Genomic DNA, 910 nt, shown 5'->3' with positions numbered 1-910 from the left:
CCCGTCTTTTCTTGCAATCTAGCATAAACTTGGTTAAGGGTTTGAAAAATCTGTAATTCTCGTTTTTCTTGCCCAAAGGCACGAATAACTCGCATGCCTTGTAATTGCTGACGCGTTTCCTGAACCAGTTGGTCCGTTTTCTTTCTGAGACTACTGTAGAGAGGATTGACCAGTCGAGAGAGACCGACAATGACGATTGTCAAAAAACCAACCATGACCAAAAACCAAAAAGTCAGCTCAGCTGAGATGCGATAGGCCATAAAGATAGCCCCAAAAACAATAATAGGCGCTCGCAAAAAGAGGCGCAGGAATTGATTGATCCCAGTCTGTATCTGGTAGGTATCAGAAGTCAAGCGGGTCACCAAGCTAGAAGTTGTCAAACGGTCTCTGCTGTCCTTAGGCAAAGAAAGAATATGACGATAGAGGTCGTTTGTCAATTCCTTGGCAAAACCTACCGCTGCCTTTGCTGAATAAAATTGAGCAATCAAGGCTACTAAAACGCCAATCACTGCAAAGATAAGGAGCAGGCCAATCTGCATCCATAGATGCCCTTGATCTCTCTGAGGCAAGGATTGGTCAACAATCCCAGCAATCACCATGGGAACCAAGAGCTCAAAAACAGCTTCTAGCAGCTTGAACAGTGGAGCCAAAATTGATTCTTTGATATAGGATTTGAAGTAAGATAGTAAGTGTTTCATAAATCCCTTCTATTCATATTCTAGAAATGAAGAAAGTGGGAAGCCCCACCCTCTCAGTTTTATTTGTTTAAGCAAGGTAATAGATAGCCATATCCTGCTTTTTCCATCTCATCCTTGGCTACAAAGCGCAAGGAGGCAGAATTAATACAGTAACGCAGGCCACCTAACTCCTGAGGTCCATCTGTGAAAACATGACCCAAGTGAGCATTGCC

Annotated in this window: 2 protein-coding genes; both read right to left on the bottom strand. The window is 43.3% G+C overall.

Features of this window, described 5'->3' with window-relative positions:
* Nucleotides 1-698: ABC transporter permease (locus tag GMD1S_RS10535; protein ID WP_000681735.1), on the bottom strand; the 698-nt coding region annotated here is incomplete at its 3' end.
* Between the two features lie 59 nt (nt 699-757).
* Nucleotides 758-910, bottom strand: a 153-nt coding sequence (locus GMD1S_RS10530; protein WP_000463543.1) for a peptide-methionine (R)-S-oxide reductase, incomplete at its 5' end; no start/stop codon positions are given.

The sequence above is a fragment of the Streptococcus sp. GMD1S genome, assembly GCF_000296875.1.
GTDB lineage: Bacteria > Bacillota > Bacilli > Lactobacillales > Streptococcaceae > Streptococcus.
Note: the sequence above shows the minus strand (reverse complement) of the source record. Positions and strands in the feature narration are given on the sequence as shown.